Origin of the sequence: Streptomyces sp. NPDC048295 (genome assembly GCF_040652135.1) — a bacterium.
Taxonomy (GTDB): Bacteria; Actinomycetota; Actinomycetes; order Streptomycetales; family Streptomycetaceae; genus Streptomyces.
The window spans coordinates 17,552-40,612 of sequence record NZ_JBEZLL010000035.1; the positions used below are offsets into that span (position 1 = coordinate 17,552).

15 protein-coding genes are annotated in these 23,061 nt (G+C 71.5%); 4 read left to right on the forward strand and 11 right to left on the reverse strand.

Going from position 1 to position 23,061, the window contains the following annotated elements; all coding sequences use genetic code 11:
- Nucleotides 1-14 precede the first annotated feature (14 nt).
- Together AB0D53_RS36090 and AB0D53_RS36095 are read left to right on the forward strand one after the other, a co-directional pair.
- Nucleotides 15-434 carry a ribonuclease gene (locus tag AB0D53_RS36090; RefSeq protein WP_362453580.1) on the forward strand — a complete coding sequence of 140 codons (420 nt, stop codon included), beginning with the start codon at nucleotides 15-17 and terminating at the stop codon, nucleotides 432-434.
- 109 nt (nucleotides 435-543) lie between these two features.
- Nucleotides 544-930 carry a barstar family protein gene (locus AB0D53_RS36095; RefSeq protein WP_362453582.1) on the forward strand — a complete coding sequence of 129 codons (387 nt, stop codon included), beginning with the start codon at nucleotides 544-546 and terminating at the stop codon, nucleotides 928-930.
- A 99-nt stretch (nucleotides 931-1,029) separates the two neighbouring features.
- On the opposite strand, the gene AB0D53_RS36100 is transcribed toward AB0D53_RS36095, so the two are convergent.
- Nucleotides 1,030-3,396, reverse strand: coding sequence for a M9 family metallopeptidase (locus tag AB0D53_RS36100; RefSeq protein WP_362453639.1), 2,367 nt, complete (start codon nucleotides 3,394-3,396; stop codon nucleotides 1,030-1,032).
- A gap of 350 nt (nucleotides 3,397-3,746) precedes the next feature.
- Between AB0D53_RS36100 and AB0D53_RS36105 the strand changes: the two genes are divergently transcribed.
- Nucleotides 3,747-5,225: an aminopeptidase P family protein gene (locus AB0D53_RS36105; protein WP_362453584.1), complete on the forward strand. Its 1,479-nt coding sequence runs from the start codon at nucleotides 3,747-3,749 to the stop codon at nucleotides 5,223-5,225.
- A gap of 67 nt (nucleotides 5,226-5,292) precedes the next feature.
- Here the strand turns inward: AB0D53_RS36105 and AB0D53_RS36110 are convergent, their stop codons facing one another.
- From AB0D53_RS36110 to AB0D53_RS36140, 7 genes are all read right to left on the reverse strand, one after another.
- Complete coding sequence (locus tag AB0D53_RS36110) at nucleotides 5,293-6,021, reverse strand: GntR family transcriptional regulator (RefSeq protein WP_362453585.1); 729 nt, start codon at nucleotides 6,019-6,021, stop codon at nucleotides 5,293-5,295.
- Nucleotides 6,022-6,108: 87 nt separating this feature from the next.
- A complete protein-coding gene (locus tag AB0D53_RS36115; RefSeq protein ID WP_362453586.1) occupies nucleotides 6,109-7,059 on the reverse strand; it encodes an ornithine cyclodeaminase family protein in 951 nt (316 codons plus the stop codon).
- The gene (locus AB0D53_RS36120) at nucleotides 7,056-8,057 is read right to left on the reverse strand and encodes a proline racemase family protein (RefSeq protein ID WP_362453587.1); all 1,002 of its coding nucleotides are present in this window, start codon (nucleotides 8,055-8,057) and stop codon (nucleotides 7,056-7,058) included. The genes AB0D53_RS36115 and AB0D53_RS36120 overlap by 4 nt, the downstream gene beginning before the upstream one ends.
- A gap of 114 nt (nucleotides 8,058-8,171) precedes the next feature.
- A complete protein-coding gene (locus tag AB0D53_RS36125) occupies nucleotides 8,172-9,080 on the reverse strand; it encodes a dihydrodipicolinate synthase family protein (RefSeq protein ID WP_362453588.1) in 909 nt (302 codons plus the stop codon).
- A gap of 165 nt (nucleotides 9,081-9,245) precedes the next feature.
- Nucleotides 9,246-10,712, reverse strand: coding sequence for an NAD(P)/FAD-dependent oxidoreductase (locus AB0D53_RS36130; RefSeq protein WP_362453590.1), 1,467 nt, complete (start codon nucleotides 10,710-10,712; stop codon nucleotides 9,246-9,248).
- The gene (locus tag AB0D53_RS36135) at nucleotides 10,693-11,019 is read right to left on the reverse strand and encodes a (2Fe-2S)-binding protein (RefSeq protein ID WP_362453591.1); all 327 of its coding nucleotides are present in this window, start codon (nucleotides 11,017-11,019) and stop codon (nucleotides 10,693-10,695) included. Before AB0D53_RS36135 ends, AB0D53_RS36130 begins: the two co-directional genes overlap by 20 nt.
- A 40-nt stretch (nucleotides 11,020-11,059) precedes the next feature.
- Nucleotides 11,060-12,226, reverse strand: coding sequence for an FAD-binding oxidoreductase (locus AB0D53_RS36140; RefSeq protein ID WP_362453592.1), 1,167 nt, complete (start codon nucleotides 12,224-12,226; stop codon nucleotides 11,060-11,062).
- 156 nt (nucleotides 12,227-12,382) lie between these two features.
- On the opposite strand from AB0D53_RS36140, the gene AB0D53_RS36145 reads away from it, so the two are divergent.
- Nucleotides 12,383-15,502, forward strand: a complete 3,120-nt coding sequence (locus AB0D53_RS36145; protein ID WP_362453594.1) for a glycoside hydrolase family 38 C-terminal domain-containing protein — start codon at nucleotides 12,383-12,385, stop codon at nucleotides 15,500-15,502.
- A 20-nt stretch (nucleotides 15,503-15,522) separates the two neighbouring features.
- Here the strand turns inward: AB0D53_RS36145 and AB0D53_RS36150 are convergent, their stop codons facing one another.
- From AB0D53_RS36150 to AB0D53_RS36160, 3 genes are all read right to left on the reverse strand, one after another.
- On the reverse strand, nucleotides 15,523-17,265 hold the full coding sequence (locus tag AB0D53_RS36150) for a pyruvate dehydrogenase (RefSeq protein ID WP_362453595.1): 1,743 nt from the start codon (nucleotides 17,263-17,265) through the stop codon (nucleotides 15,523-15,525).
- A gap of 65 nt (nucleotides 17,266-17,330) precedes the next feature.
- Nucleotides 17,331-18,983 carry a protein phosphatase 2C domain-containing protein gene (locus AB0D53_RS36155; protein WP_362453597.1) on the reverse strand — a complete coding sequence of 551 codons (1,653 nt, stop codon included), beginning with the start codon at nucleotides 18,981-18,983 and terminating at the stop codon, nucleotides 17,331-17,333.
- 127 nt (nucleotides 18,984-19,110) lie between these two features.
- Nucleotides 19,111-22,878 carry a S8 family serine peptidase gene (locus AB0D53_RS36160; protein WP_362453599.1) on the reverse strand — a complete coding sequence of 1,256 codons (3,768 nt, stop codon included), beginning with the start codon at nucleotides 22,876-22,878 and terminating at the stop codon, nucleotides 19,111-19,113.
- Nucleotides 22,879-23,061 lie beyond the last annotated feature (183 nt).

Below are 23,061 nucleotides of genomic sequence, written 5' to 3' on the forward strand. Positions count from 1 at the left end.
TCATCATGGTGGCTATGCGAATCCCCCCACGGATCACCACGCTCGGTGGCGCAGCCGCCCTCCTGTCCGTCCTTCTCGTCGGAGCCCCGGCCACCGCGGCCACCGCCCCGACCGGATCCACCGCCTCCGCCCCCATATCCATCACGTCGGTCAGCAGCATCTGCTACTCGGCGCTGCCCTCCCAGGCGCACGACACCCTCGACCTCATCGACGCGGGCGGCCCGTTCCCGTACTCGCAGGACGGCGTCGTCTTCCAGAACCGTGAAGGCGTCCTGCCCGGCCAGAGCACCGGCTACTACCACGAGTACACGGTCATCACCCCCGGCTCCCCGACCCGCGGCGCGCGCCGGATCGTGACGGGCGAGAGGACGCAGGAGGACTACTACACCAGCGACCACTACGCCACCTTCGACCTGATCGACCAGGGCTGCTGAAGCCCGGCCCCTCCGGACCGATCCGCGCCGTAGCCCCCCACCTGCGGCGCGGATCACGGACCGACTGCGCGAGCGACCCGTACGTTCCACGACTTGTACCCTCCCTTCCATGACCGTGACCTATGTGATCGACGGCTCCCGGGTCACCGGCCTGGAGCAGTTCTGGAAAGTGATCGGCGAGGCCGTGAACGGCCCGGGTGGATATTTCGGCCGCAATTCCGACGCCCTCGCGGACTGTCTGCACGGCGGGATGGGCACCCCGGACGACGGCGACTTCGTATTCGAGTGGCGGGACCACGCCACCTCCGCGCAGGCCCTGGGCCACGAGGAGACGGCCCGGCAGCTGCGGCGGAGCCTGGACCGGGCCCACCCCAGCAACCGGGCGGAGCTGCGCCGGCGGCTCGACGAGGCCCTCGCGGGGCGCGGACCGACGCTCTTCGAACAGCTCGTGGAGATTCTGCGGAACGAAGGGCCGGGCGCCCTGCGGCTGTTGTGAGCTCCGGGCCGTGGTCGGCGGACCCGACGGAGAGGGACAGCACCGGTCGGCCGAGCGGGATCACCACTCGGCCGACCGATACCGTGGGGGTCGTGGGGATCAGAACTCGGTGGTGACCTTGGCTCCGTCGAACGCCTCGGTGCCGTAGAGGCTGATGAAGTGGTAGCCCGGCGACGGGTTGTTGACGGTCAGGGTGTGCTCGTTGCCCGCGCCGACGGACTTGTCGGTGAAGACCTTGGTCGTCGCCCACTCCTGCGAGCTGTAGTAGAGGTCGGCGTCACCCGTGCCGCCGGAGGCGGTGATCTTCAGCTGGGTGGTGCCGGCCGGGACGAGGACGGCCAGATAGGCGTAGTCGCCCTTGACTGCCTTCAGCCCGCTGCGCATGCAGTTCCGGCCCAGCATCCTGGTGTCGGCGTCCTTGCACTCGGTGATCTCACCGGGCGGGTTGGTGGACCCGCCGCCGCAGGCACCGGCCGCGCAGGCGGCCAGCCAGGTGTTCCAGTCGGCGTCGTAACGGCTGCCGATGGTCGACGTCAGCAGGGTGCGGGCGCCGTCCCAGTCGCCCTTGCGGTAGAGACCGAGCAGGGTGTCGACGTCGGAGCGGTGGGATTCGAGCATGTAACGGACGGCCAGGTAGCCCCAGTTGTAGACGCGGGTCTGGTCGGCGTTCTCGTAGGTGGTGTCGAACAGGGTACTCAGGGGGTAGGTGCGGTTCGCGGCCTGGGCGATGGCGTCGTCGTAGGCGACCTTGCGGTACGAGTACGAGACGAACTCCGCGAAGCCCTCCACCCACCAGACGGTCGGGGTGGTCATCCCGGCGGCGAAGTCGCCGTACATGTCGAAGCGGCCGTCGAGGTAGTGCGTGTACTCGTGGTTGAGGTTCCAGATCTGGAAGTCGGGGCGGGCCCACTCGGCCTCGTAGGCGATGAACCGGGGCTGGTTGCCCTCGGCCTTGGGGTCGCCCTCCAGGTACATGCCGCCGTTGTTGGTGTCGATGCCGAAGATCACGCCGGCGTAGGTCTGGTAGTCGGCGCTGGAGTTGAAGGCGATGACCTCGATGGTCTTGTTGTTGTCATCGGCGACCGCACCGTTGTCCCGGGCCACCTCGTGGAAGTAGGCGTCCTGGTTGTTCAGGCTGGTACAGCTGGCCTCCAGCTCCTCCGCGGTCATGTCCTGCGCCCGGATGGTGATGCTGTCGCTACAGGTGTGCTTCACCGGCAGGACGGTCTTCTCAAGACGCTCCGCGAGGTTGCAGGCGTCGTACTTCGCGCAGTTGTCCTTGTCGTAGGCGTCGACCATCTTGGCCAGGTTGACCCAGAGCGGGGCGGTGGGACCGTCGATGGAGCTCTTGCCCATCAGGTCGATCGCCAGCGGGCTCGCCTTGTCGCGCAGCGAGTCCTCCTTGAGGAAGCGGCCGAGCTCCAGCCCCGCGTTGGCGGCCAGGAACGAATTCTTGGTGCCCAGCAGGTCGAGGTGGTTCGCCGCGAAGTCGTGCAACGAGGTCAGCACGCTGGGGTCGGCCTCGATGGCGGTGAGGAATTCCGGCACCTGGTGACCACGGAACATCACCGTGTACACGCTGTTCACTGCGTTGAGCATGTACCACGAGTCGTTGTACGACGCGTCGTAGCCGGCCAGCATCTTCTTGACGATGTTCAGGTAGCGGGCGTTCTGCTCGGCGCTGTCGACCAGGATGATCGCCTCGGACAGGCTCTCGCCGTTGGCGTCGGTGACGTCGAAGGCGTGCGAGGAGCCGAAGAAGCCGTCGAGCGCGCCCTGGATGGCCGTGCGCAGGCGCGGCCCGTACTGTCCGACGGTGTCGGGGTCGTAGTACTGCACGTAGTAGCCGGCCCGGAGGAAGAGGACCAGCTGGGGCATGCCGGTGCTGCTGTCACCGGGGTAGGAGGCCGATGCGTCGCGCATGGCATCGGCGATGGTGACCATCTGGTCCTCGCGGAAGGCGTTGTAGCCGTCCTGGCCCTTGAGACGGAACAGCGTGTTGACGCAGTCGGTGGTCGCCGCCTTGACCTTCTCGACCAGGGCGCTTCCGGTGTTGTTGGTGAAATCGGTGGTGTTGCACTCGGCCGCGGCCGTGCCGAGCTTCTTGGCGCGGCGCTTCTCTGCCTTCATAGAAGGTGCCGGGTGGCTCGGAAGCGCGGCGGCCTGGTCGTCGTAGTCCCGCTTGAGCGCGTCCTTGGACGCGGACAGTGGCGGCCGGTCGGCGGCCTTGAGCGGCTTGCGTTCGACGTGAGCGGCATCGTCTGCGGGCGCCGTCAGCGACTCGGCGGTGGGGCCGCCGAGATCCTGGGCCCGGTTTTCCGCCCGCTCCTGGGCGGCACCCGAGGAGTGGGCGGCCGACGCTGAGGGGCGCTGCTCGACGGCCTGGCTCGGTGCCGTGAACAGGCCCACGCCGAGGCAGGCTGCCAGGACCACTGTGGACAATCCGGTTATTTTCTGTCGAACCATCAGGTTCTTCACGTGCCGCCTCCCAGCGGAGTGGTGACCGCGCGACAGGGCGCGGTTGTGGGGGAATGCAAGAGGCCGGTGGCGGACCGGGTCTGATCTGCACTCACGTCGTGACATGAGCACGGCTCCGTTCCCCTTGCGCGCTGTACAATGGCACATGTCACATGTTCTTTGGAAGCCCTCTCGCGCACATTCATCCGCGCGACAACTTCTCGTCGCAGCACGGGATATGACACGCGGCCCCGCACGAGCCGGCCGTCACCGCCGGTTTCCCGACCACCGCATCGCCGTGTCCCCGGAGAGCCGGAATTCCGGCCCCGGCCCCGGCCCCACAGAGCCCCCGAGGAGCAATGCCCGTGTCCCGTTCCTTCTCCGCGCCCCGCACCGGCAGCCACGATCTGCCGGTGTCACCGGCCCTGGACGCCTTCATGGGCACCGGGTGGGCCGAGTCCCCACTGCCGACGGACCTTCGCGTCCCCTCCATCGGCGCCACCCCCGCCCGCCGGGCCCGGCTGGCCGCCCGTTTCCCCGGCGAACGCCTGATCATCCCGGCGGGCGCGCTCGCCGTCCGCTCCAACGACACCGACCACCGCTTCCGGCCGCACACCGGTTACGCCTGGCTCACCGGCCTCACCGGCGAGGACCAGGCCGGCCATGTCCTCGTCCTGGAGCCGGACGGCGACGAGCGCCACGAGGCGGTGCTCTATCTGCGGCCCCGGTCACCGCGCACCGGCCAGGAGTTCTACCGCGACCGCAGGTACGGGGAGTTCTGGGTCGGCCGCAGACCCGACCTGGCGGAGGCCGCCCGGCTGACCGGCATCCGCTGCGCGCACCTGGACGCCTGGGAAAAGCTGCTCACCGGGCCGCAGCCACCGGTGCGGGTGCTGGACGGCGTGGATCCGTCCGTCGACGAACTCCTGCGCTCCCGCCGTCCGTTCCCTCTCGGGCGCTCGGCCCCGGCCGGGCTCGAAGCGGTGCTCAGCGAACTCCGGCTCGTCAAGGACCCCTGGGAGAGCGGGCAGTTGCAGCAGGCAGTCGACGCCACGACGGCGGGGTTCGAGGACGTGGTGCGAAGCCTGCCGCAGGCCTTGCGGCACCCGCGCGGCGAGCGCTGGATCGAGGGCGTCTTCGATCTGCGGGCCCGGCTGGAGGGAAACGGCCCGGGCTACTCCACGATCGCCGCGGCCGGGGCGCACGCCTGTGTCCTGCACTGGATCCGCAATGACGGGCCGCTGGCACCCGACCAGTTGCTGCTCCTGGACGCCGGGGTGGAGACCGACTCGCTCTACACGGCCGACATCACCCGCACCCTGCCCCTCTCCGGCCGCTTCTCACCCGTGCAGCGAGCGGTCTACGAGCTGGTGCTGGCGGCACAGGACGCGGGCATCGCGGCCCTGCGCCCGGGGGCACGGTTCCGTGACTTCCACATGGCGGCCATGCGGGTCATCGCCGAAGGGCTGCACGAGTGGGGTGTGCTGCGGATGCCGGCGGACGAGGCACTCGACGCGGACAACGGCTTCTACCGCCGGTACACCCTCTGCAGCAGCGGCCACATGCTCGGCATGGACGTGCACGACTGCGCGCAGGCGCGTGCGGAAACCTATCTGGACGGACGCCTGGAGGCCGGTCAGGTGCTGACCGTGGAGCCCGGGCTCTACCTCCAGCCCGATGACGAGACGTTGCCCCGGTCGCTGCGCGGAATCGGGGTGCGGATCGAGGACGACCTCGTGATCACGGCCGACGGCGCCCGTCTCATGTCGTCCGCGCTGCCGCGCACCGCCGACGGCATCGAGGAGTGGATGGCCTCGCTGCTGGAGACCGGGGCCTGAGAATTTCCTTCAACGGCCGCCCGGCGGGCGGTCGTTGAAGGGAAGCGCGAAGAAGGGGCGCGGAGGATCAGGCCTCTGCCGCCGGCATCCGCACACTGCTGATCCGCGTGCCTCCCGCGCCGGTGCCATCGGGTTCGTCCTCGGCCCAGAGGTTCCTGACATGTGACATATGGCCCAGCATGCACCGCTCGGCGTCCTCCGCGTTCCCCGCGATCAGGAGGTCGAGCAGCTGGCCGTGCTCCTCCGCGGACTGGACCAACAGCCCGGTCTCGTCGAGCCGGTTCAGCCCGAACAGACGCGACCGCTTGCGGAGATTGCCGACCTCTTCCACCAGGCGGCGGTTTCCCGCCAGGCCGAGCAGTTCGAGATGGAAGCGCCGGTCGGCCTCCAGGTAACCGAGGATGTCGTGTTCGGCGGCGGCCGCGACGATCGCCTGGGCGAGTGGCCGCAGCGCCTCCAGCTCCTCGGTCCGGCCCATCCGGGCGATGCGGCCGACGGTGGGAACCTCGATCATGACCCGCAGCTCGGTGAAGTCGTCGAGATCCTGCTCGGTCAACTCCGTTATCCGGAAGCCCTTGTTGCGTACCGCTTCGACCAGGCCTTCGCGAGCCAGGTCGAGCATGGCCTCACGGACCGGGGTGGCGGACACCCCGAAGTCGGCGGCGAGAGCGGGAGCGGAGTAGATCATGCCCGGACGCAGCTCCCCCGCGATCAGGGCCGCCCTGAGGGCGTTCGCCACCTGGTCACGCAAGTGCTCCTGCGCGGAGATGGCGTTGAGCGTCGTCAGGCGGGCCATATCTGTTCCTCCAGCGCCGTGCGGGGCCTCAGAATACAATGTCACGTTTCCGCCAGGCCCATCACTCCGAAGCTGTGGACAAATCGCTCAAGGCGCCGAATTCCGGTGCACCGCCGCGGCCACGGCGAGGTCTTCCCAGCCCATTCCGACGCTCTTGAAGAACCGGGGGCCTTCGGAGCCGGACAGCTTCCCGCGGAGGTGGCGACCGGTCACCAGCTCGGCGAGGTTGCCGTCGATGCCCTCGGCCCCGAAGGCCCCCTCCGCCAGCGGGATCAGCAGATCGCCCGCCTCCGCCAGCGCCGCCGCCCGTGATTCGACGACGACCGCGGAGCGCGCCACCAGCGCGGTGTCGACCTCGCGGGCGTCGGGCGTGTGCGAGCCGACCGCGACGACCGTCGCCCCGTCCGGTACGAGGGAACCGTCGAACAGCGGGGTGGCGGAAGTGGTGCAGCAGAGCACCAGATCGGCCGTCGCGACCTCACCGGCACCGTGCTCCCGCCCCTGCCCCGCACGGGCGTCCACCCCGAGCCGGCGCGCGTGCCCGGCAAGCGCCTCGGCCCGGTCCGGGTTGCGGCCGACCACGGTGACCCGCTCGACCCGGCGTTCCGCGAGCACCGCCGCCAGGTGCCCGTACGCCTGGGGGCCCGTCCCGAAGAGCACCAGGTGGCGCACGACGGGCCCGGTGAGGTGGCGGATCGCCAGTGCGGACACGGCCGGTGTACGCAGGGTGGTGAGCGCGGCCCCGTCCAGCAGGGCGAGCGGCAGCAGCGTGGCGGCGTCGAGCAGCAGATAGCTTCCGGTGATCCGGGGCAGGCCGCGCGCCGGGTTGTCCGGGGCGACCCCGGCGATCTTCACCCCGGTCACCTGCCGGGTGGTGGCGGGCATGATCAGCAGCTCCCCGCCCGGCACGCTGACATGGTGCCGGGCGGGTGCCGTTTCCGGATCGAGTCCCCCGCGCAGCGCCGACTCCAGTGCGTCCACGGCTCCGGTCGGCCCCAGGGCCTCGATGTCGTCGGCGCCGAGCAGGGGAAGATTCACAGCAGGAATCCTTCGGGGAAGGGATCGGACGGGTTCAGGAAGAATTGTGCGGTACCGGTGATCCAGGCGCGGCCGGTGACGGTGGGGACCACGGCCGGCAGTCCGCCCACGGTGGTCTCCCGGACAAGCCGTCCGGTGAACGAGGTGCCGATGAAGGACTCGTTCACGAAGTCGGTGTCCAGGGGGAGTTCACCGCGCGCGTGCAGCTGCGCCATCCGGGCCGAGGTGCCGGTCCCGCAGGGCGAGCGGTCGAACCAGCCGGGGTGGATGGCCATCGCGTGCCGGGAGTGGCGCGCGTCGGACCCGGGCGCGATGCACTGCACGTGCTTGAGGCCGTGGATGCCGGGGTCCTCGGGGTGGACGGGCCGGTCGGTGGCGTTGACGGCGTCCATCAGGGCGAGTCCGGCGGCCAGGATGTCGTCCTTGCGCGCCCGGTCGAAGGGCAGCCCGAGGTCGTCCAGGTGAAGCATCGCGTAGAAGTTCCCGCCGTAGGCGAGGTCGTAGCGCAGCTTTCCGTAGCCGGGGACGTCCACCGTCCGGTCGAGCGCGACGCTGAACGCCGGAACGTTGGTGAGGGTCACGGCCGTGGCGGCGCCGTCCGTCACCTGTACATCGACGCTGACGAGCCCGGCCGGGGTGTCCAGCCGCACGGTGGTGACGGGTTCGGTGACCTCCACCATGCCGGTCTCCACCAGGACGGTCGCCACCCCGATGGTGCCGTGCCCGCACATCGGCAGAAAGCCGGAGACCTCGATGAAGAGGACTCCGTAGTCCGCGTCCGGCCGGGTGGGCGGCTGGAGGATCGCGCCGCTCATGGCGGCGTGGCCGCGCGGTTCGTACATGAGCAGCGTGCGTACGGCGTCGCGGTGCTCCTGGAAGTGGCTGCGCCGTTCGGCCATCGTGGCACCGGGGATGGTGCCGATGCCGCCGGTGATGACGCGGGTGGGCATGCCCTCGGTGTGCGAGTCGACGGCGTGGAAGATGTGACGTGTCTGCAAGGCTCCCCCTGATGGGTCACGGCGTACACGAAGAACGCGGGAACGGGACGGAACCGGCCGGTCCGGGCGGAGCCGGGTGCGGCTCCGCCCGGACGTACGGGCCGGGCGCCGTTCTCAGTGGAGGCCCCCGGCGAGCGCCTTCTCCGTCGCGGCGCGTACGGCCGCTTCGTCCTCGGCGGGGAGCGGGAGGCGCGGCGGACGGGTACGGCCGCCGTGGCGTCCGGCGACGTCCATGGATGCCTTGATGGCCTGGACGAACTCCGGCTTGGAGTCCCACCGCAGCAGCGGGTGCAGCTCCCGGTAGAGCGGCAGCGCGGTCGCCATGTCACCGGTGACGGCGGCCCGGTACAGGTCCACGCAGCAGGACGGCAGCATGTTCGGGCACCCGGCGATCCACCCGACGGCGCCGGCGAGCGCCAGCTCCAGCAGTACGTCGTCGGCGCCCACGAGCACATCGAGGCCGGGCGCCTGTTCGGCGATCTCGTACGCCCTGCGGACGTCTCCGCTGAACTCCTTGACGGCCACGATGCTGCCGTCCTGGTGGAGGCGGGCGAGCAGGCCCGGTGCCAGGTCCACCTTGGTGTCGTACGGGTTGTTGTACGCGACGACCGGTACCCCGACCTCGGCCACCGCGGCGTAGTGGGCGCGCACCGCCTCGTCCTCGCAGCGGTATCCGTTGGGCGGCAGGAGCAGCACGGAACCGGCGCCCGCCTCGGCGGCCTGTTCCGCCCAGCGCCGTGACTCCGCGCTGCCGTAGGCGGAGACGCCGGGCATGACGCGGCTGCCGTCGCCCGCGGCCTCGACGGCGACCCGGACCACCTGCTCGCGTTCGCTGTCGGTCAGGGTCTGGTACTCCCCCAGCGAGCCGTTGGGCACCACTCCGTCACAGCCCGCCTCGATGAGCTGCCGCACATGGGTGGCGTAGGCGTCGTAGTCGATGGTGCAGTCGTCGCGCAGGGTGACCGGGGTGGCGACCATGACTCCGTGCCAGGGGCGGGTGCGCGGGTGGGTGTTCGTCTGCATCGTGGCTCCTTGAGAGGTGTGACAGGTCACGGTGTGGCGATACGCGGACGACGGTTGGCGAACGCGGTGTTCCGGTGTGCCGGGAATCCGGACGGGCGGGCCGTCGGGCTCCTGGGCAGGATGGGCTGCGAGGGGGCGGGGTCCGGCCTCGGGGCTGGTGGCGGGCTACCCGGGATCGGCCAGGTCGGCGAGCGTGGAGAGCTTCACGGGGCAGGCCAGCGGGCGCCGGTCGGGCCCGCCCGGGTCCAGCCCGGTGCCGTGTGCGGCGGCGAGTTCACGGACGGCGAATCCGCACGTCCGGCCCTGGCACCACCCCATTCCGGCCCGGGTGAGCAGCTTGACGGTCCTGGTGTCACCGGCTCCCAGCTCCTCGCAGGCCGTACGGATCCGGCCCGCGGTGACCTCTTCGCAGCGGCAGACCTCCGTATCGCCGGTCAGCCACTCGCTCCATCCGGCGCCCGGCCGGTGCACGGTGCCCATCAGCGCGGCGAAGGCCCGTAGCCGGCGCCGGGAGCGTCGCAGCGCGACCGCTCTGCGCGCATCCTGCCGCCGCACCCCTCCCCGTACCTCACGGATGATCGACAGTGCCGCCGACTCGCCTTCTTCCAGGGCGAGTTCGACTCCGCCGATCCCACCGGACTCACCGGCCGCCCAGACGCCGGGGACGGTGGTCCTGAGCTGTTCGTCCAGGATGACGGCGTGCGTGCCGTCGGGGCCCGGACGCGTGCCGCAGCCGGCCGCCACCGCGAGTTCCAGCTGCGGCACCAGACCGTGTCCCACGGCGAGCACGTCGCAGGCGATCCGGCGGCCGGTCCCCGCGACGGGGCGCCATCGACGGTCCACCCTGCTGACGGTCACCGCCTCCACCCGCTCCTCGCCGTGCACCTCGGTGACCGCCCGGTGTGCCAGCACCCGGACCCCGGCGCGGGCCAGCGCCGCCCCGAACCGCGCCCCTTCCGCCGCCTTGCCGGGATTGGCCGCCAGCACCCGTGGAGCACGGGCGTACGCCCCGTACCCGGCGGCCTCGACGAGCGCCGGGACACGCGCGCCCGCCCGCGTGAGCGAGAGTGCGACCGCCTGGAGGAGCGGACCGCTCCCCGCGACCACGATCCGGCGCCCCGGCAGCACCAGCCCGGACTTGAGCATGGCCTGCGCCCCCGCCGCACTCACCACTCCCGGAAGTGTCCAGCCCGGAAAGGGGAGCTGGCGCTCGTACGCACCCGTCGCCAGGACCATGCGGCGGGCCCGGACGGCGGAGCGGGCCTCCTCGTCGCCCCCGGTGACCGCGTGCAGGATCCAGTCGCCGTCACCGGTTCTCTCGACCGTCCACACCTGGTGGCCGGTGAGATGGCGGATCGTGCCGGTGTCGCGGTGCGCGGCGAGCCGTGCGGACAGTTCCGCGAAGGCGCGCCAGTGGTGGTGGAGGGCCTCGGGCCGGGTGGCACCGAGCCCGTCCGCCGGGCTGCGGTAGTACTGCCCGCCGGGCGCCGTGGCCGCGTCCAGCAGAACCACGTCGAGCCCGTGGTCGGCGGCGGTGACGGCTGCGGCCAGGCCCGCCGGTCCCGCCCCCACCACGGCGAGCGCGGCGCGCCCGTTCTCCCGCGCCCGGCGGTCATCCGTCGAGTGCGGCATGCCCGTCGCCCTCCTGGGTGGTGATGACGTCGCCCGGCGCGGCGGGCAGCAGACAGGCACGCTGGTTGGGCCGGCCGTTGACGGTGGCCAGGCAGTCGTAGCAGGCGCCGATGGCGCAGAAGGCGCCGCGCGGCCGGCCGTGGACGCGGGTGGTGCGCCAGGTCAGGATGCCCGCCGACCAGAGTGCGGCGGCGATGGTCTGGCCCGGCAGTCCGCGGATCGGTCGGCCGTCGAAGGTGAGCCGGAACTCCGGTCCGGGCTCGGCCCCGACGAGTTCGGCGGGGGTGCGTGCACGGGTGCGTCTCACGGGGTCCTCTCCTGGGGCGCGGGCGCCCCGGTCTCCGCCGTCATGGGACATGGCGGGTGGCATCGAACCGGTCGGGGGCGAACGGTGCGAGGTCGAGTGCGGTCCGCTTCCCCCGGACCGCGTCGGCGATCAGCAGGCCGGTCGCGGGCGCCAGCCCGATTCCGGCTCCCTCGTGGCCGCAGGCGTGGAACAGCCCCGGCGCCCGGGGGTCCGGTCCGATCGCGGGCAGATGGTCGGGCAGATAGGGACGGAACCCGTGGTAGGCCCGGAGTACCCGCGCGTCGGCGAGCACGGGGAAGAGGTCGGCGGCCCGGGCCGCCAGCCGGGCGACGACCGGGACGGACAACGTCCGGTCGAAGCCGACCCGTTCGCGGCTCGCGCCGATGAGCACCGGCCCCGAAGGCGTCCCCTCCACCACCGGGGAGGTCTGCAGTGCCGCCGACCCGCTCGACACGTCGGCCACGTACTCCGCCGCGTAGACCTTGTGCCGGATCAGCCGGGGCAGCGGTTCGGTGACGAGTACGAACCCCCTGCGCGGCAGGACCGGCAGGTTCACCCCGGCCAGTGCGGCGAGATCGCCGCCCCAGGTGCCCGCCGCGTTGACGACCGCGGGGGCTCGCAGTTCACCCCGGGTCGTCCGTACCCCGCACACGGCACCCTCCCGGTCCCTGAGGATCCCCACCACCTCTTCCCCCGGCCGGACGAGCGCGCCGGCACGCGTGGCCGCACGCAACAACTCCGCGGCTGCCAGGGCCGGTTGCACCTGAGCGTCCTGCGGATAGTGGCAGCCGCCGGCCAGGTGCGGGGCGAGATGGGGTTCGAGCTCGCGCAGCCGGTCGGGGGCGAGGTGGTGCGCCTCGACGCCCGCCCCCCGCTGAGCGGCGGCCGTCGCGGACAGGGTGGCCAGGGAGTCCTCGGACGCCGCGACGACCACGCCGCCCTTGAGTTCGTACTCGATGCCCGGGGGCAGCTCCTCGGACAGCCGCTGCCACAAGGAGGCGGAGAGCAGGGCCAGTTCCAGCTCCGGTCCCGGAACCTTGTCGGAGACCAGGAGGTTGCCCTCGCCGGCTCCGGTGGTGCCGCCGGCCAGCGGCCCGCGGTCGACGACGGCTACGGAGAGTCCGGACCGGGAGGTGTAGTAGGCACAGGCGGCGCCGACGATGCCGGCCCCGACGATGACGACGTCCAAGGGGTGTCTCGTGAGCACGTCAGTAATATGTCACATTGCTCAAGGGCCGCCAAGGGTGCGGGCAGGGCCAGTTGATCAACCGTCACCCGCTCGTGCGAGCGCAGGGGTGCCGCGCCGGCCGCCGGGGAAGTGGAGCCATGGACACCCCGCAGGCGCCGACTCCGAGGAGCCGTGATGCACGACGACCGCACCCTGGTCGAGGACCGCCTCGAACGGGCCCTTCACCAGTTCATCCGTCCCGCCCAGTACCCGGACCGGATCCCGCTCGCGCTCTCCGTCCGGCACGTCCCGGGCGAACCCGTTCCGGTCGCACGGGTCCTCCCTCAGCCGTTCGAGCCGTTCCGTACGGGCACCGAGTGGGGCAGACCCTGGTCCACCAGCTGGTTCCGGCTGGAGGGAACCGTGCCGGCGCGTTGGGCGGGGCGGCGGGTCGAGGTGGTCGTCGATCCCGGGTTCACCGGTCAGGGACCGGGCTTCCAGGCCGAGGGCATGCTGTACGACGCCACCGGCGTGCCCATCAAGGGCATCCACCCGCGCAATCGCCATCTCGCGCTGGCCTCCCCGGCGGCGGGCGGCGAGCCGGTCTCGCTGCTGCTGGAGGCGGCGGCCAACCCGTCCGTGCTGGAGCACGGTTTCGCGCCGACGCCGCTCGGGGACCCGGCGACGGCGGGCGACCGGCCGCTGTACCGGTTCGCCGCCGCGGACCTGGCCGTGCTGGACGAGGAGGTCTGGCATCTGGTCCTGGACATCGAGGTGCTCTCCGAGCTGATGCGGGAACTCCCCGTGGAGCGCTCCCGGCGCCACGAGATCCTGCGGTCGCTGGAGCGCATGCTCGACGCGCTGGATCTGCACGATGTGGCGGGCACGGCGCGGGCCGCCCGGGACGAGCTGGCCGAGGCGCTGTCCCGCCCGGCCCCGGCGAGCGCGCACCGGATCTCGGCCACCGGTCATGCGCACATCGACTCGGCGTGGCTGTGGCCGCTGCGGGAGACGGTACGCAAGGCCTCACGCACCTTCGCCAATGTCACCGCGCTCGCCCGGGACTATCCGGAGCTGGTCTTCGCGGCCTCGCAGGCCCAGCAGTACGCGTGGGTGAAGGAGCACCAGCCGCACATCTGGGAGCGGATCAGGCAGGCCGTGGCGGACGGGCAGTGGGTGCCCGTCGGGTCGATGTGGGTGGAGTCCGATGCCAACATGCCCGGCGGCGAGGCACTGGCCCGCCAGCTGGTGCACGGCAAGCGGTTCTTCGAGCAGGAGCTGGGGGTGGAGACCGAGGAGATCTGGCTGCCGGACTCCTTCGGCTGCACGGCAGCCTTCCCGCAGCTGGCCCGGCTGGCGGGGGTGAAATGGTTCCTGACCCAGAAGCTGTCCTGGAACCAGACCAACAGAATGCCGCATCACACCTTCTGGTGGGAGGGCATCGACGGGACCAGGGTCTTCACCCACTTCCCGCCCGTGGACACCTACAACGCCCAGTTCCACGGCAGCGAACTCGCCCACGCGGAGCGGAACTTCGCCGAGAAGGGCCTGGCGACCCGCTCCCTCGTCCCGTTCGGCTGGGGTGACGGCGGGGGCGGGCCCACCCGCGAGATGCTGGAGAAGGCGCGCCGGCTCAGGGACCTGGAGGGTTCGCCGAGGGTCGCCATCGAGCGGCCCGCGGCGTTCTTCGCCGCGGCCGAGGAGGAGTACGGACAACGGGCTCCGGTCTGGTCGGGCGAGCTGTACCTGGAGCTGCACCGGGCCACATACACCACCCAGGCCAAGACCAAACAGGGCAACCGCCGCAGCGAACACCTGCTCCGCGAGGCCGAGTTGTGGGCGACCGCGGCGGCGCTGCGCAGCCCGGCCCAGGGCTACGCCTATCCGTACGAGACGCTGGACCGGCTGTGGAAGACGGTGCTGCTGCACCAGTTCCACGACATCCTGCCCGGCTCGTCGATCGCCTGGGTGCACCGCGAGGCCCGCGAGACATACGAGCGGGTGCGCGCGGAACTGGCGGAGCTGGTGGCGGACGCGGTGGCCGCCCTGGGTGCACCCGCGGGGCCGGTGGTGCTCAACTCCTCGTCGTACCACCGCCGTCAGGTGGTCGAGCTGGACGCGGAGGCGAGCGCGCTGCTGCCCTCCGGCGCGCGGGTGCAGCATCTGGGCGGCGGCCGCACGGTGGTGGTGGCCGATGTGCCCGGGCTCGGCTCGGCTCCCCTGGACGGCTCTGCGGTGCCGGAGCACCCGGTCACCGCGACCGGCTCCGCGGACGAGGGCCTCGTCCTCGACAACGGGCTGCTGCGGGTGACGGTCGACGGCGACGGGCTGATCGCCTCCGTGCGCGATCTCGCCGCCGGGCGGGACGTCCTCGCCCCCGGCCACCGGGCCAACCTCCTCCAGCTGCACCCGGACCACCCCAACCACTGGGACGCCTGGGACATCGACCGGCACTACCGCCGCACCCGGACCGATCTCACCGGAGCCGACCGTGTCGAGCTGGTGGAGGAGGGGCCGTTGCGGGCGGCGGTCCGTGTGCTGCGGTCCTTCGGGCGGTCGCATGTCGCACAGGAGATCCGGCTGGCCGCGGGCAGCCGGCGGATCGACATCGGGACCGAGGTCGACTGGCGGGAGTCGGAGAAGGTCCTCAAGGTGGCGTTCCCGCTCGATGTGCATGCCGAACGATCCACGTCCGAGATCCAGTTCGGCCACATCCACCGCCCCACGCACGACAACACGAGCTGGGACGCGGCCCGTTTCGAGATCTGCGCCCACCGCTGGCTCCGGGTCGCCGAGCCGGGGTACGGCGTGAGCCTGCTCAACGACTCGACGTACGGGCACGAGGTGACCCGGACCCCGCACGGCTCGGGTCTCGGCACGACCGTACGGCTGACGCTGCTGCGTGCCCCGCACAGCCCCGACCCGGAGACGGACCTGGGACGGCACCGGTTCGGTTACGCACTGGCGCCGGGCGGCACGGTCACGGACTCGGTACGGGAGGGGCTCGCGCTCAACCTGCCGTTGCGGGCGGCCGTGGCACCCGTACTGCCGTCGCTGGTCGACACCGGGCATCCGGCGGTCACGGTGGAGTCGGTGAAGCTCGCCGAGGACCGGAGCGGCGATGTGATCGTGCGGCTGTACGAGTCGGCGGGCGGCCGCGCCGAGGCCACGCTGCGGGTCGGGTTCCCCGTCGTGCGGGCCCGGGTCACCGATCTGCTGGAACGGCCGCTGCACGAGGCGGACACCGACGAGCACCGGCTCGTACTGTCGCTGCGGCCGTTCCAGATCCTGACACTGCGGCTGACCCCGGCGTGATCCGGCCGTGAGCCGCCGGTTCAGGGGCGGGGCACGTTCCGCAGGTTGGATCGGGCCATCTGGACCATCCGGCCCACTCCCCCGTCGAGCACGATCTTGCTCGCGGAGAGCGCGAAGCCGGTGACCATCTCGGTGCTGATCTTCGGCGGGATGGAGAGTGCGTTGGGGTCGGTGACGACATCGACGAGTGCCGGGCCCTTGTGCTTGAAGGCGTCCTTGAGGGCGCCTTCAAGCTGCTTGGGCTTCTCCACCCGCACCCCGTACGCCCCGCAGGCGCGGGCGACCGCGGCGAAGTCCGGGTTCTTGTTGGACGTACCGAACGACGGCAGGCCCGCGACCAGCATCTCCAGCTCGACCATGCTGAGGGAGGAGTTGTTGAACAGCACGACCTTGACCGGCAGGTCGTACTGCACCAGCGTCAGGAAGTCGCCCATCAGCATGGTGAATCCGCCGTCGCCGGACATCGAGACCACTTGCCGGTGCGGATCGGTGAACTGGGCGCCGATGGCCTGCGGGAGCGCGTTGGCCATCGAGCCGTGGCTGAACGAGCCGATGACACGGCGCTTGCCGTTGGGGGAGAGATAGCGTGCGGCCCACACATTGCACATACCGGTGTCGACGGTGAACACGGCGTCCTCGGCGGCCAGTTCGTCCAGCACCGAGGCGACGTACTCAGGATGGATCGGGACGTGCTTCTCGACCTTGCGGGTGTATGCCTTGACCACGCCCTCCAGCGCCTCGGCGTGCTTCTTCAGCATCCGGTCGAGGAACTTGCGGTCGGTCCTGGGCCTCACCTGCGGGGTCAGACAGCGCAGGGTCTCGCGGACATCGCCCCAGACCGCCAGATCCAGCTTGGAACGGCGGCCCAGGTGCTCGGGGCGCACATCCACCTGGACGATCTTCACATCGCTCGGGAGGAAGGCGTTGTACGGGAAATCCGTGCCGAGCAGGATGAGGAGATCGCACTCGTTGGTCGCCTCGTAGGCGGCACCGTAGCCGAGCAGGCCGCTCATCCCCACGTCGTACGGGTTGTCGTACTGGATCCATTCCTTGCCGCGCAGCGCGTGCCCGACGGGGGCCTTCACCCGTTCGGCGAACTCCATCACCTCGGCATGGGCGCCCGCCGTGCCGCTGCCGCAGAACAAGGTCACGCGTTTCGCCGCGTCGACCATCCGGCAGAGCTCGGCGATCTCCTCGTCGCCGGGCCGGACCGTCGGCCGCGAGGTGACCAGCGCGTGCTCGATGGACTTCTCCGGGGCGGGCTGCGACGCGATGTCACCCGGCATCGTGACGACGCTGACCCCGCCCCGGCCGATCGCGTGCTGGATGGCGGTCTGGAGCAGTCGCGGCATCTGCTGCGGGTTGGAGATCATCTCGTTGTAGTGGCTGCACTCCTGGAAGAGCAGCTCCGGGTGGGTCTCCTGGAAGTAGCCGAGCCCGATCTCGCTCGACGGGATGTGCGAGGCGAGGGCGAGCACCGGAGCCATGGAACGGTGGGCGTCGTAGAGACCGTTGATGAGGTGCAGGTTGCCGGGGCCGCACGATCCGGCGCAGGCCGCCAGCGAGCCCGTGATCTGGGCCTCCGCACCGGCGGCGAACGCGGCGGTCTCCTCGTGCCGGACCTGGATCCAGTCGATGGCCCGGTTGCGGCGGATGGCGTCGACGACCGGGTTGAGGCTGTCGCCGACGACACCGTACATACGCTTGACGCCCGCCCGGACGAGGATGTCGACGAACTGCTCCGACACGTTCTGCTTGGCCATGGGTGCGTACCCTTTCCGCGCTTCGGCTTCCGGACTCCGCATCCATCAACCCATGGCGCGCGCGGTTACGCCTCCCAGACGCCCACGCCCGTACGGTCGTCGGAGTACCCCTTCACCCGGAGCTGGGTGTCCGCGAGGAAGGCCACGAGCCCGGGTGCCGTGCCGGGGGCCCAGCGTCCGGCGAGCTCCCGGGCCAGGGCGGGCTCGCCGCGCAACGGTTCGGCCAGTCCGGGGCTGCACAGCAGCAGGGTGTCCCCCGGCCTGGCCACCGAGCCCCGGAAGCGGAACGGTTCTGCGGGCGGGTCGGACCGGCCGGGCGGGGCCTCGGCGCAGGCGGACCCCGGCGTGGTGACGGCCGGGTCCATGGTGAGGCGGTCACCGTCGGGGCCGCTCCCGGACGACGTGGACCCGGCCGGGGACCCGGTAGCGGCACCCGGTCCGGACCCGGGGTCCGCGCCGGGGCCGCCCACTGCCGGGGCCTCCGGTTCGAGGTCCTGCCAGACGCCCTCGCGGAGCCGGAGGAGTGCACCCTCGCCGACGCCGAAGAAGATCCTGGTACGGCAGTCGGGGTCCGCCGGCAGCAGGAGGCAGCGCAGGCCCGCCGTGTACTGCTGCGGTTCCGTCCCCAGTTCTGCGGCGCGGGCGCGCAGCTTGCCGTAGGTGCGGTCGGTGAGGCGGTGCAGACCGGATTTGAGCTCTCCGCGGCGGCCCGCCCTTATGTCCTCGGAGAGCCGGGCGTGGCTGCGGCCGACCGCTGCGCCGATCCAGCGGCAGGCGTCGGCCGCGGCCAGGTGTGCCGATTCGGTGGCGCGGGCCCCGGTGGCGACGGCGACCAGGACCAGTGCGTGCTCGTCGGCGCCGAAGCGGGCGGTGAGCAGCGCGTCGCGGCGGGGCTCGCCGCGGAACCGTGCGGAGTCCCCGCGCACGGAGGCGGCCCGCAGGGTGTACGTGCCGTAGCGGGCACCGTCGAGCGCGGTGTCGGCGACGAGTCCGTCCAGCTCCTGCGGGACGGTGACGGGCAGTGCGGTGGGTTCGGCGTCGTAGGTGGGCGGCCGGTCACCCACATGGCCGATCACGGGACGGGGAGCCGACGCGGTCTCGTGCCCTTCCCCCGGTACGGGTGTGGCAGCCATGGCGTCTGAGACCGGCGGGGCGGCCGGGACCGGTGGGGCGACAGGAACCGGCGGAGCGACAGGAACCGGCGGGGCGGCAGGTCTCTCGGCGGCAGGTCCCACGGCCACCGGCCGCCTGGGCAGAGGCGGCCGGGGCGGCACCGCCGGAACCGCCGACTCCGGTGGCTGCTCCGGAACCCGCGGAGGTTCCGGAGGAACCGGAGGAACCGGAGGCGCGGCGAAGGTCCGCGGCCTCGACGGGCCGGCAGCAAAAGCACCCGGAGCCCGTGAGGTCGTCGCGGGCGGCTCCCACGGCGCACGCTCCCCCGCCGGCCGGGGCGGAGCCACCGCGCTTCGGGGCCCGCCCTCCCCGCCGGACGGCGCGCCCTCCCCCTTCGCCGGTGCGGTCTCCCCGTCGGGCGACGTCCCCGTCTCGCCGTCGGCCCCCTCGCGCCCGCCGGAACCCACCGCGCCCGACACCGAGTCGAAGCGGTCGTCGAGGCTGTCGGCCGCGCCGCTCGTCCCGGTGTCCGGGGCGTTCTCGTCGTACAGCCTGCGCCACCAGTCGTCCTCGTGGGCGGCGGGCCTCTCCCCCTGCTGACTCATGTCCTTATTTTCGACCGCGGGGGCCGTACGAAAACGGGTCATCCGGAAACAGTGGCCGCGGACATGGGTCCGCCGGGCGTCCCCACCCCCCACGGGAAGGACGCCCGGCAGCCCGGTCGGGTCGTGATCAGCGCACGGCGTACGCGTCGGTCACGGTCTGGACGACGGAGTTGCCGTTGGCGTCCGTCAGTTCGGTCCTCAGGGTGACCGGCTTGCCGGCCGCGCCCGCGTGGTTCACGGTCGCGGTCCACCGGCCGTCGTGCTGTGCGGTGGCCGCCTCGGTCCAGGTCTTCCCGTCGTCGTAGGAGAACGAGACCTTGGCCGCGGTCAGCTTGCCGGGCGTGTAGCCGGCGTGACCGGTGACGCTCAGGCCGATCTTCTGGCCGTCCTGCGCCGCCAGGGTCTTGAGTCCGTCGGCCGGCAGGTCGTAGCCCGGGAAGAGCAGCGGGATGCCCTGGGAGTACGCGTTCTCGTCCCGCTTCGAACGGAACTTCCAGGTGGTCTCGGTGCTGGTGGACCGCTTCCACACGGCGGCGGGCTGACCGAACCTGGCGGTCTGCATGGTGAGTTCGTAAGCGGCGTCCTCCGCCGGGACGGTGAACACCCCGGACGGCCAGCCGCTCTCGCCGATCACCTTGCCGCCGCTGCTCAGCCGCATGTTGCCCATGTCTCCGAAGGAGCCCTGGAGACCGGCGTGCTCGCTGTCGCTCCAGAAGCCCGGGGCGACGCCGATCAGGTTGTCCTGGCGCTCGGCGGCGAGCTGGGGCTTGCCGGCGGCGTCACGCGGGGCGGCGGGGACGGGGATGCCCCGGTACCAGTTCTCCGTACGCTTCGAACCGGCCGTGTAGGTGCGCGGCTGGTCGACCATCAGCTCGCCCCAGGGGAAGCTGGAGGAGAGGTACCGCACCCACGCGGTGTCGCCCGCCGAGTAGTACTCGGTGCGCGTGCTGGGGGCGGCGACGTAGTCGGTGGCGGCGGAGAAAGCACCGCCGTACGGCCGGTTGATGATCATCGTGTCGAGGTAGTCCGCCGCGAGGCCCATCGCCTCGTAGTTGGCGGTGACCTTGCCGAGCCCGCTGTCGCGGACCTTGTAGGTGCGGTCCGAGGTGACCGGGCCGGTCTCGGGGAAGGCGAGGTTGTAGACGAACGGGCTGACCGCGGTGGCCTTCCAGCTCAGCTCCACCGGGCCGTCGGCCAGGGCGGCCTTCAGCGCGTCGGCCTCGCTCGACTCGATGCCGAGTGCGGGCAGCGTCGAGGGGGCGTAGCCGATGGACGGCTGCCAGGGTCCCGCGGAGGGACGGTGGGCGATGACGGCCTTGGCGCCGGCGGCCTTGGCGTCGCGCACCTGGGCGTAGACGTTGTTGCTGTCGTCACCGACCTGGACCAGGGCGATCTTTCCGGTGACGTCCGCGGCCCTCAGTTCGTCGGGGGTGCCGGTGCCGGCGTCGACGAGGGCGGCCTCGCCGGTGCCGTCGAGGTTGGCGGAGCCGGTGCTCGCCGCCCTCGGGTGCAGTCCGATGCCGCCGACGACCGACAGCTTCTCGATCTGCGGGGCGTACGCACGCCAGAAGCTGGCGAACTCGAAGTCGCCGTCGCTCGCCCTGCCCTGCACGTCGGCCAGGTAGTTCCCGACGGTGGAGCCGCCGGTGATGGAGCCCGAGTGCAGCCAGACATCGTCCCAGGTCCGGCCGAAGGAGAGCGTCGTCGAGCGGTTCTCGGAGGCGCGGTCCACGGTCTTCACCTGGATCCGGTGCGCCTTGCGGGCGTCCAGGACGAGGGTGGTGTCCTTGGTGAGGTTCACCTGGGGCCGCGCGAGGTAGGCGACGGACTCGTCCAGGTTGCCGGTGGCGTCCTTCGGGTCGGGCGTGGTGACGAAGCCGGAGACGAAGTACGCGCCGGGGCGCAGCTGGTAGACCTGGTCGGTGGAGCCCTCGTTGAAGCGGCGCTCGCCGCTGGAGGTGTCGGTGCCGATCACGTCGAGCGAGGAGAAACCGGCGGCGGGCTTGCCGGCACCGTCGACGACCTTGACCCGCAGCGTGACGGTCTCCGCCCCGACGTACAGCGAGAACGGGGTGGAGACCTTGGCGCCGCCGGGGCCGGTGGCCAGCACGCGTCCGGTGACGTCCCCGTACTGCGCGGCCTTCAGCTTCGCCGTCGGGTCGATCTTCAGCGGGACCTCGACGGTGGCTCCGGCCGGGACGGTGACGGTGCCCGTGTCGAGCTTCGCGACGGAGGAACGGACGGCCGAGCCGTCGTTGCCGGTGACGCCCTGGACGCTCAGCGACAGCTTCACCGGCTTGGTGCCGGAGTTGGTGTACGGGACGCCGACCGTGGTGCGGTCGGTCCGGTCCTGCGGCCAGTTGTAGGTGCCGCCCTGGATGGCGGGGGCGCCGACGAGTGTGGTGTCGATGGCGGCCTTGACGTCGAGGCGGCCGCCGCCGGTCTCGCGTACGTCGCCGGGGATGTCGCTCTTCGCGGACGAGACGAGCGCCGCCTTGATCTGCTGGGCGGTCCAGTCCGGGTGACGCTGCTTCACGATGGCTGCGGCGCCCGCGACATGCGGAGTGGCCATCGAGGTGCCGGACATCGTCTGGTACGCGTAGATGCCGCGGCCACCGGCCGCGGCGGCCGAGATGGCGACGCCGGGGGCGGCGATCTCGGGCTTCAGGGTGTGCGATCCGATGACCGGGCCGCGGCTGGAGAACCGGGCCGTGGTGTCGTCGCGGTCGACGGCACCGACGGTCAGCACGCTCGGGGCGCAGCCGGGCGAGGAGACGGTGTTGAACGTCGGGCCCGAGTTACCGGCCGCGATCACGAACAAGGTGCCCTTGTTCTGCGCGAGTTCCTCGGCCGCGACGCTCATCGGGTCGGTGCAGTCGGTCGGTTCGGGACTGCCCAGGCTCATGGAGACGACGTCGGCCTTCTGGTCGACGGCCCACTGCATGCCGGCGATGATCCAGGACTCGGCGCCGGAGCCGCTGTCGTTGAGGACCTTGCCCGCGAGCAGGTCGGCGCCGGGGGCGACGCCCTTCTTCTTGCCGCCGCTGGCCGCGCCGGAGCCGCCGACGGTGGAGATGGTGTGGGTGCCGTGGCCCTGGCGGTCGTCGGTGGAGTCGGAGTCGGTGAAGTTCTCCGAGGCGGCGACCCGGCCCTTGAGGTCGGGGTGTTCGGCGTCGACACCGGTGTCGAGGACGGCGACCTTGGTGCCCTTGCCGTCGTATCCGGCGGCCCAGGCCAGGTCGGCGCCGATCTGCTTGGTCGACTTGTCGAGAGTGGCCTGAACCTTGCGGTCGAGCCAGAGCTTCTGCGGGCCGGAGGCCGAGCGGGAGCGGGTGTTGGTGACGTCCGCCCAGAAGTCGGCGGCCTTCTCCTTCTCCGCCTTGAGCGCAACACCGCCGATGGCGTCGAGCGCGAGTCCGCGCCTGGCGCCGCGCGGGGTGGCGAAGGTGGACCGGGCCCGGTCCTTGCCGTAAACCGCGATCAGCGGCAGGGACTTGGTGTGCGCGTCGTCGTAGCCCTGCCGGATGAGGCCGGTGACGTTGAAGAGCTCCTCGTCGACCTTGCCCGCGGCCAGCGCGGCGGCGGCGCTCTCGGGGTAGACGTAGAGGTCCTTGCCGGACTGCCTGGTCTGCACCAGCGGGACGGTGCCGTCCTCGCGGGGCAGCGCGGTGGCCGAGGCGGCCCCCGAACTGTCCCTGCCCACCAGGACCTTGTCACCGGTGACCAGAGTCACGGTGACCGACTTGTCCTTCTCGGCCCCGGCGGCCGAACTGCCGGTCAGCGCTCTCCTACCCGTCGCGTCGTCCTGCGGCGCTGCCGCGGACGGTGCGATCGCGGTGACGGCGAGGACCGCGGCGGTGGCCGCTCCCAGTGCCGTACGCGATATCGGACGCATCGCTCTCCCCAAGTGAATCCGGAACCTACCTGCGCAAACCGCAGCATTCCGGAGGTTGTTGGTACTGCGGTGGCGCCACATTGGCAGAGCGAAGAGCGTTAAAGGGATGATGTACACGGCGGGTTTACGCCGTGGCCGCTTTCCGCCATGGCCGGACACCCGACGGCAACGACATCGTGCGGA

Bases quoted from the DNA above. Each gene is read 5' to 3' on its own strand.
- AB0D53_RS36090 (WP_362453580.1), top strand. From the start codon at position 15: ATGCGAATCCCCCCACGGATCACCACGCTCGGTGGCGCAGCCGCCCTC.
- AB0D53_RS36095 (WP_362453582.1), top strand. From the start codon at position 544: ATGACCGTGACCTATGTGATCGACGGCTCCCGGGTCACCGGCCTGGAG.
- AB0D53_RS36100 (WP_362453639.1), bottom strand. From the start codon at position 3,396: ATGGTTCGACAGAAAATAACCGGATTGTCCACAGTGGTCCTGGCAGCC.
- AB0D53_RS36105 (WP_362453584.1), top strand. From the start codon at position 3,747: ATGCCCGTGTCCCGTTCCTTCTCCGCGCCCCGCACCGGCAGCCACGAT.
- AB0D53_RS36110 (WP_362453585.1), bottom strand. From the start codon at position 6,021: ATGGCCCGCCTGACGACGCTCAACGCCATCTCCGCGCAGGAGCACTTG.
- AB0D53_RS36125 (WP_362453588.1), bottom strand. From the start codon at position 9,080: ATGCAGACGAACACCCACCCGCGCACCCGCCCCTGGCACGGAGTCATG.
- AB0D53_RS36130 (WP_362453590.1), bottom strand. From the start codon at position 10,712: ATGCCGCACTCGACGGATGACCGCCGGGCGCGGGAGAACGGGCGCGCC.
- AB0D53_RS36145 (WP_362453594.1), top strand. From the start codon at position 12,383: ATGCACGACGACCGCACCCTGGTCGAGGACCGCCTCGAACGGGCCCTT.
- AB0D53_RS36150 (WP_362453595.1), bottom strand. From the start codon at position 17,265: ATGGCCAAGCAGAACGTGTCGGAGCAGTTCGTCGACATCCTCGTCCGG.
- AB0D53_RS36155 (WP_362453597.1), bottom strand. From the start codon at position 18,983: ATGAGTCAGCAGGGGGAGAGGCCCGCCGCCCACGAGGACGACTGGTGG.
- AB0D53_RS36160 (WP_362453599.1), bottom strand. From the start codon at position 22,878: ATGCGTCCGATATCGCGTACGGCACTGGGAGCGGCCACCGCCGCGGTC.